Origin of the sequence: Campylobacter sp. BCW_4323 (genome assembly GCF_001763115.1) — a bacterium.
In the GTDB taxonomy this organism is placed as follows: Bacteria; Campylobacterota; Campylobacteria; order Campylobacterales; family Campylobacteraceae; genus Campylobacter_D; species Campylobacter_D jejuni.
This window is the reverse complement of the sequence record NZ_MJYC01000087.1, coordinates 1-8,508: the sequence shown is the minus strand read 5'-3', so window position 1 is coordinate 8,508 and position 8,508 is coordinate 1. Positions and strand designations below refer to the sequence as shown.

General features: G+C 29.1%; 5 protein-coding genes. 4 read left to right on the top strand and 1 reads right to left on the bottom strand.

Annotation, left to right across the window (positions count from 1 at the left end; translation table 11 throughout):
* The 4 genes from AJN60_RS10060 to AJN60_RS08465 all read left to right on the top strand — a co-directional run.
* Positions 1-1,267: motility associated factor glycosyltransferase family protein (locus AJN60_RS10060; RefSeq protein WP_070287391.1), on the top strand; the 1,267-nt coding region annotated here is incomplete at its 5' end.
* A gap of 4 nt (positions 1,268-1,271) precedes the next feature.
* A complete protein-coding gene (locus AJN60_RS08475) occupies positions 1,272-3,131 on the top strand; it encodes a motility associated factor glycosyltransferase family protein (protein ID WP_070286253.1) in 1,860 nt (619 codons plus the stop codon).
* A 12-nt stretch (positions 3,132-3,143) separates the two neighbouring features.
* A complete protein-coding gene (locus AJN60_RS08470) occupies positions 3,144-5,090 on the top strand; it encodes a motility associated factor glycosyltransferase family protein (RefSeq protein ID WP_070286252.1) in 1,947 nt (648 codons plus the stop codon).
* On the top strand, positions 5,087-6,973 hold the full coding sequence (locus AJN60_RS08465) for a motility associated factor glycosyltransferase family protein (protein WP_079861560.1): 1,887 nt from the start codon (positions 5,087-5,089) through the stop codon (positions 6,971-6,973). The genes AJN60_RS08470 and AJN60_RS08465 overlap by 4 nt, the downstream gene beginning before the upstream one ends.
* Before the next feature lie 30 nt (positions 6,974-7,003).
* Here AJN60_RS08465 and AJN60_RS08460 read toward each other — a convergent pair.
* Positions 7,004-8,508: flagellin A (locus tag AJN60_RS08460; protein WP_070286250.1), on the bottom strand; the 1,505-nt coding region annotated here is incomplete at its 5' end.

The following is an 8,508-nucleotide window of genomic DNA, read 5'->3' as shown; positions in this document are numbered from 1 at the left end:
TTATACAGAATTACTTTCTAAAAGAAAGAATTTAAGTGATACAGCTATTATTGTTTCTACAGGGCCATCTCTTACCAAACAACTTCCTTTATTAAAAAAATATGCTAATAAAGCTACGATTTTTTGTGCGGATTCTTCTTATCCTATTTTAGCTAAGCATGGTATAAAGCCTGATTATGTTTGTATGCTTGAAAGAAAAGCCATTACAGCAGAATTTTTTAATCATGATTTTGGGGAATTTGATAGGGATGTTTGTTTTATTATCAAATCTGTAGTACACCCTAATGCTATACACTATCTAAACAAAAAAACCGATAATTTTACCATAGTTTCAACCTATGCAAGCTTTATAGAATATTTAAAATTAGATTATTTTGGATATTTTAACATGGGATTTAGTGTTGCACATATGGCTTGTTATCTTTCCTTGCATTTAAATCATAAAAAAATCATTTTTATAGGACAGGATTTAGCTTATGCTGAAAATGGCAATTCTCATCCTGATGATTATCAAAACTCAGCAACCTATGAAAGTAAAAAGTATCCACATCTTTGCACTCTTGCTTATGGCAAAAAAGGGAAAGTTAAAACTCATCATGTCTGGCTCATGTTTAAGCAAAATTTAGAACAAGATGTACAAAAAATACAAAAATATTTAGATACTAAAGTTTACAACTGTACCGAAGGTGGAGCAAGGATAGAAGGAACTATAGAAAAACCTTTTCTTTGGGCTTGTGAGAATTTACTTCATAAAGATTTAAATAAACCTTTTGAAAAATTAGAACCTTTAAGTTTAAATAAACAAAATGAGTTTTTACTTAAGGCTTATTATAAAGTTTATCAAAGTATTAAACATTGTAGAGATTTTAATGATAAATTTATTAAAAGCTATGATAAAATAAAAAACTCTTTTATTGTATTGCAAAATTCTCAAGAAAATGAAACCCTTATCAAAGAGATCATTAAAGATATAGATAAAATCAAAACTCAAATCGATGAACTTTACAATACTCAAAAAGATTTGATGCAAATTTTAGGCCCCTTACTAACTCAATTTGAACTTAATCTTGCTAGAATTTATGTTTTAAATCCTAAGACTAAAGAAGATGCTTTTAATAAAAGTATTCTTTGGATAAAAGAACATTTAGAATTTATGGAATTAGTTTATGGACATATCAAAGCACAAGAAAGTGCTTTGATAAAAAATATACTTCCTTTAGAAAAAAAACTTAAAGAAAGAAAATTAGATAAATGGATGGAAAGGTGAGAAGGTGAGAGAGGAACTTTTTTTAAAAAATACTCAAGCTTTATTTGAAGTTGATGAGATCTTAGCCTATAAATTAAGATCGCTTAAAAATATAACTTTGAAACTTATTCAAAATGAAAATGGAATCAATTTTACAAAAGATGAAATCTTACTTTATCAAAATCCCAATCAAGAGCTTTTAGAAAATCTTAGCCTTTTTCAAAGTGAATACGCAAAATATCCTGTTTTGTTTTTTTATGGTTTTGGAAATGGAATGCTTTATAAAAGTTTATGTGAAAATAAAAATCATCAACATATTGTTGTTTTTGAAGATAATTTAGAAATTTTAGCCCTTGCTTTTCATTTATTTGACTTTAGTGAAGCCTTAAAAAATGAAAAACTCATACTTTTTTACACTCAAACGCTAAATACCGCACAACTTAGCACACTTTTTAGCTATGAAGTCATTCAAAAAAGTGTAAAAATTTTTAATCTTTTTATCCATAGTGATTTTTATCAAAAATTCCAAAGTACACAAATACAAAATACAAACACCCAACTCATGGAAATGATACGCTTTATTGTTTTAAACAAAGGCAATGATCCACATGATTCTTTAGTGGGGATCAAGCATACTTTAGATAATCTTCCTAAAATGTTAAATCATGGAATTTTTCAAGAATTTCTTAAAGAAAGAAGGACTAAAGTTAAAAATGCTATCATTGTTTCTACAGGACCAAGTTTAACCAAACAATTACCTTTATTAAAAAAGTATGCTAATAAAGCTACGATTTTTTGTGCGGATAGTGCTTATGTTATCCTTGGAAAATACGGTATAAAGCCTGATTATGTTTGCATGCTAGAGCGTGATGATATAGTTTCTAAATGTTTTGATAATGATTTTGGCGATTTTAACAAAGGCATACTTTTCATACTTGCTTCTGTGGTGCACAAAGAAGTATTGGATTTTTTGGAAAAAGATCAAAGAACTTATATGCTTGTGCATCGCCCTTTAAATTTTGCAGCCAGCTTAAAACTTGATGAATATGGATATCTTGGAGTAGGACACAGTGTTTCAAATATGATCTATGAACTAGCAGGAGCTTTAAGATTTGAAAATATCATTTTTATAGGACAAGATCTTGCTTATAGTGAAGATGGAAGTTCTCATCCTAAAGAACACATTCATGGTAACCAGGGCGAAGAAATCAGAGGGGAAAGCTATACCTTAGCTTATGGTGGAAAAGGCAAAGTAAGAACACAACTTACTTGGAATTTATTTCGTCAAGCGTTTGAAAAAGATATTTTTTGGACAAAAGAAAAACTTCATATCAACACTTACAACTGTACCGAAGGTGGAGCAAGGATAGAAGGAACTATAGAAAAACCTTTTCTTTGGGTTTGTGAGAATTTACTTGATAAGGATTTAAACAAACCTTTTGATTTTCCAAAAATTTTAGATAAAAAACAAGCCAAAGAAAAATTAGAAAAAACAAAAAAATATCTCCAAAAAAATATTTTAGAATCCAAAGAATTTATCAAAAAAGCTCAAACTCAACTTCAAAAACTCAGATATACTTTAGAAAAAAACAAAGATGATTTTCACACTCTTGAAAAAATCAAAAATGATCTTTTAAATCTTTTTAAAGAATTTAAAAAACTCAAATTTTTTAACGAACTTACTCAAGCAATTTATTTTCATAATGAATGTGAAATTTTAAAATTTGAAGTTTTAAATGCAAACAAGCAAAAAGAAAATTTGATAGATTTTTTAAAAATACAACACAATTGGTTTATACAAGGTTTAGGATACCTTGACACTCAAAACCAAACCATAGAAAAAAGTTTAGAAAATTGGAATTTTGACGATATAGTCAAAAAATAATTAGGATTTCCAATGACCTTCACCCCTACTCAAAAAGAACTCTTTAATAAAAATATTGAAGCTTTAGGTAATATTCTTTTAAAAGAAAGTTTAAAAGAAATCAAGTCTAGTAAATTTGAACTTATCTTAGGTAAAGATAAGCTAGATATCAATTTAAAAGATACAAGTATAAAAAATAATGGGGGGGGGTATAGTGAAAATTTACTTTATCAAGATCCCATTAAAGAGTTACAAACTATGCTAAATACTTATAATGATAAATACCTACTTTATCCTGTATTGTATTTTTATGGTTTTGGAAATGGAATTTTATTTAAAGCTTTATTACAAAATAAAAATCATCAACATATTGTTGTTTTTGAAAAAGATATAGAAATCATTTGGGTCATGTTTCATATCTTAGATTTTTCAAATGAATTGCAAAGTGCAAGATTGATGATTTTGGAAAATGATAAATTACAAGCTCAAGATTATACTGAACTTTGTTCTTCTAAACCTTTCTTTCAATTTTCTAGAATTTATTTTTTAGAACTGATGAGTCATTATTATGAAAGATTTCATGAAGATGTTTTGGAGTTAAATAAGAAATTAGCAGAAACTTTTAAAAATATCATTTTAAGAAATGGTAATGATCCTCTTGATGCTCTTCAAGGCATAGAACAATTTGTTTATAATCTTCCTCAAATGATCACTCATCCTAGTTATACAGAATTACTTTCTAAAAGAAAGAATTTAAGTGATACAGCTATTATTGTTTCTACAGGACCATCTCTTACTAAACAACTTCCTTTGTTAAAAAAATATGCTAATAAAGCTACGATTTTTTGTGCAGATTCTTCTTATCCTATTTTAGCTAAACATGGTATAAAGCCTGATTATGTTTGCATGCTTGAAAGAAGTGAATTTACGGCTGAATTTTTTAATCATGATTTTGGGGAATTTGATAAGGATATTGTATTTATTTGTGCTGGTGTTGTTCATCCAAAAGCGATTGAATATTTAAAGGGTAAAACTTTTATTATAACTCAAAAAGTTCTTGCTTTTCCATATTATATAAATCTTAAAGATTTTTCTTATGCTGCTGTAGGACTTAGTGTTGCACATACATTACCTTATCTAGCAACTTATCTAAGTCATAAAAACATCATTTTTATAGGACAAGATTTAGCTTATGCTGAAAATGGCAATTCTCATCCTGATGATTATCAAAATTCAGCTAACTATGAAAGTCAAATGTATGAGCACATTTTAACCAAAGCTTATGGAGGCAACGGAAAAGTCGAAACTCATAGTATATGGCTTTTATTTAAAAATTGGTTTGAAAATGAAATGATTCCAAATACTAGAAAAATGGGTATCACCACCTACAACTGCACCGAAGGTGGAGCAAGGATAGAAGGAACTATAGAAAAACCTTTTCTATGGGCTTGTGAGAATTTACTTGATAAAGATTTAAATAAACCTTTTGAAAAATTAGAACCTTTAAGTTTAAATAAACAAAATGAGTTTTTACTTAAGGCTTATTATAAAGTTTATCAAAGTATTAAACATTGTAGAGATTTTAGTAAAATACTCAGCAATGATTTTGAAAATATACAAAGTATATATTTGAGTTTAAATGAAAAAGAAGAGGATATCAATTTAGCTATTGAAAAAATAGATGAATTTAAAAATAAACTTGAAGATATTAAACAAATGCAAGATTTGTATGAGATTTTAGGTCCTTTACTGACACAATTTGAACTTAATCTTGCTAGAATTTATGTTTTAAATCCTAAAACCAAAGAAGATGCTTTTAATAAAAATATTCTTTGGATAAAAGAACATTTAGAATTTATGGAATTAGTTTATGGACATATTAAAGCACAAGAAAATGCTTTGATTAAAAATATACTTCCTTTAGAAGAAAAACTTAAAGAAAGAAAATTAGATAAATGGATGGAAAGGGTGAGAAGGTGAGAGAAGAAAATAATTTTAACAAAAATTTAAAAGCTTTAAGCGGTTTTGAGTATAACGACTTACGCAAAAAACTTGAGGATCTAAAAGAGCTTAGAGAATTTACTTTCACTCAAGGAAAAGATAATCTTGATATCAATATCATAAAAAAAAGAAATTTAAAAAAAATGTATCAAGATCCTGTAAAAGAGCTTGAAAAAGATTTAGAATATTTTAAAGATTTTGCTCGTTATCCTGTACTTTTTTTCTATGGAATAGGAAATGGGATTTTATATAAAATTTTATTGCAAAATAAAAATCTTAAAAGAATGATTATTTTTGAAAAAGAATTAGAACTTATATTTTTAGCTTTTAATTTTGTCGATTTTAGTAAAGATTTAAGTTTAGGAAGGCTTATCATTGTTCATCAAGATGATGTAACTTTACCTAAAATTGAAAAAATCTTTCGCCTTGTAGGAGATTTATTTTATCGTTCTTATAATCTACACATTGCTAATGATTTTTATGAAGAATACAAAGAAGATATTTTAAAACTTAACAAACTCAATATCCTAACCATAAAAAACCACAATCTCATGCATGGAAATGATCCTAAAGATGCTATGCAAGGTATAGAACAATTTGTTTATAATCTTCCTCAAATGATTACTCATCCTAGTTATAAAGAATTACTTTCTAAAAGAAAGGGTATAAGTGATACAGCTATCATTGTTTCTACAGGACCATCTCTTACTAAACAACTTCCTTTGTTAAAAAAATATGCTAATAAAGCTACAATTTTTTGTGCGGATTCTTCTTATCCTATTTTAGCTAAACATGGTATAAAGCCTGATTATGTTTGTATGTTGGAACGCGATGAAATAGTAGCTGAATGTTTTAACAATGATTTTAAAGATTTTGATAAAGACATCATTTTTCTAGTAGCTTCTTTGGTGCATAAAAAAACCATTTCTTATCTTAAAAAAAATAAAAGAAAATACATTTTAATCATAAAAGGCCAGCCTTTTGCGAGATGCTTGGGGCTAGACGATTATGGATATATTAACGCAGGCATGAGTGTATCTCATATGGCTTATGAACTGGCTGAAAATTTAGGACATAACAACATCATTCTCATAGGTCAGGATTTAGCTTATGCCAAAGATGGGCAAACACATTCTCAAGGTTTCATCCATGCTAATTTACACAATGGAGACTATGAAAGGGACTTAGATAGATTTAGCACTACAGCTTATGGAGGAAATGGAAAAGTTCAAAGTTCTGAAATTTGGACACTTTTTAGACAAATTTTTGAAAATTTCATTGCTTTTAGCAAAAGTAAAACTTATAATTGCACTGAAGGAGGTGCTAGGATAGAAAGCGCTATAGAAAAACCTTTTAAAGAACTTTGCGAAAATTTACTCGAAAATAAAAAAGATAAAAAATTTAAAAAATTACAAGTTTTAAATACTAAAGAACAAGTAAAACTCGGATTAAAAATCTATCAAAAAATTAAAAAAAATATGAATTTATCCTTAAATTTTAAAAAAGAGTGTAAAAAAGTTCAAAAACAAATTCACAATCTTACCCATGGAAAAAACAAGCTCTCTCTTGAACAAATAAACCAGAATATAGACAAAATCAAAGAAAAACTTTCAAATAAAAAATATCTCTTTTTACAAGAAATTTTAGGCCCTACTTTACATCATGAACAAAGTATATTAACGCCTTTATATCTTAAAGATATCAAAGATGAATCTGATAAACAAAATAAACTTTTTGCTTGGATTTATGCGCATGAATCTTTGATAGAAAATATCATAGAACTTTTAGAAGCTCAAGACAAAAGACTTAAAATCGCTATTTTACCTTTGCAAGACTTTTTAGAAAAGAAAAAAGCACTTTAAAAGCTTAGATGCATAAAAGCATCTAAGAAATTATTGAAGAAGTTTTAAAACATTTTGCTGCACTGCATTAGCCTGACTCATAGCATAAGAACCTGATTGCGCAAGGATGTTATATTTAGAAAAATTTGCACTTTCAGCTGCAAAGTCTACATCTCTTATGGTTGATTCTGCTGCTTTGACATTGACTTGAGTTACGGTAATGTTATTTATAGTTGATGTAACTTGATTTTGCACTGAACCAATGTCTGCTCTGATTTGATCAAGATTTGTTATAGCAGTTTCTGCTATATCCATCACTGCCATAGCACCTTTAAGTGTAGTTACACCTGCAGTTTCATCTTTTACCCCAAAAGCAGTTGTCTTCATAGTTGCAAACTGAGAAAGTCCGCTTTGACTTGAAAAACCTGAACCTGCAGAAACATTATATACTGCAGAAAGTTGAGAAGCACCTGAAATAGCTATAGCATTTGCAAAACCTGTAGAATAGTTTTTACCACTACCTACAGAATAACCTGAACCTGACGAAAATCCACTTCCAGCACTACTCATATAAGCAGTAACAGAAGAATAACCACCTAACATAACTCCCTTATTTGTAGAACCAAATCCCATAGCATCAGCAACATTGGCATCAAATCTTCCTTTTGATTCCCTTAAAGAAACAGAAGCTTGAGAGATAAAATTGCTCGCACCAAAACCTGCAAAAGAAAGTCCAGAACCACTGATTAGAATATCTTTACCATCGTTTTTAACCAAAGATAAGCGACCGTAATTTTCTTTCATATTTGGATTGATAAAAGCACCTCTACCAATATCACCATCAATTTTAATCCCTCTACCCTCTCTTGAGGTAAGCAAAAGCTGTCCATTAGCATCAATTGAAGCTTCAACCCCTGTAGTGTCTTTTACAGAGTTAATCGCAGCAACTAAGGCTCCATTAGCATCGCCATCTTTATATTCTACTTGGCCGATTTTTACCCCATTAATAGCAAAATCATCTGAAGTGGTACTTGCTCTAACTGCTGATATACCCCTAGTCTCTACTGTAAAGGTAGCTCTAACACCGGTTTGATCAGCGCTTTTATTGATCTCTTCAGCTAAAGCCCCAAGTCCTGTTCCTACTGAAGTTGAAATCACAACTTTTTGGAATTTAAAATCATCTATACCGTTGTAGTTTTTCAAAGTAAATTGCACTTCACCACTTTCAGAAATTCTTCCTCCGGTTTCAAAGCGTGTTAAACCGATTTTAGAAGATTGAGTTGCTCCTATGGTAGCCTTTACAGTTTGATTTGAACTTGCACCAATTTGAAATTCTTGATTGATAAAATTACCACTTAAAAGTTGTTTACCATTAAATGAAGTAGTATTAGCGATATTGTCAAGTTCTTCCATCAAGCGGTTAATATCTGCTTGAAGCATGGTTCTTGTTTTTAAGCTTTGTCCATCTTGAGCCGCTTGAGTTGCCTTAGTCTTGATTGTATCTAAGATTTTAAGTTGCTCATCCATAGCCTTATCTGCAGTTTGTAAGATACCTA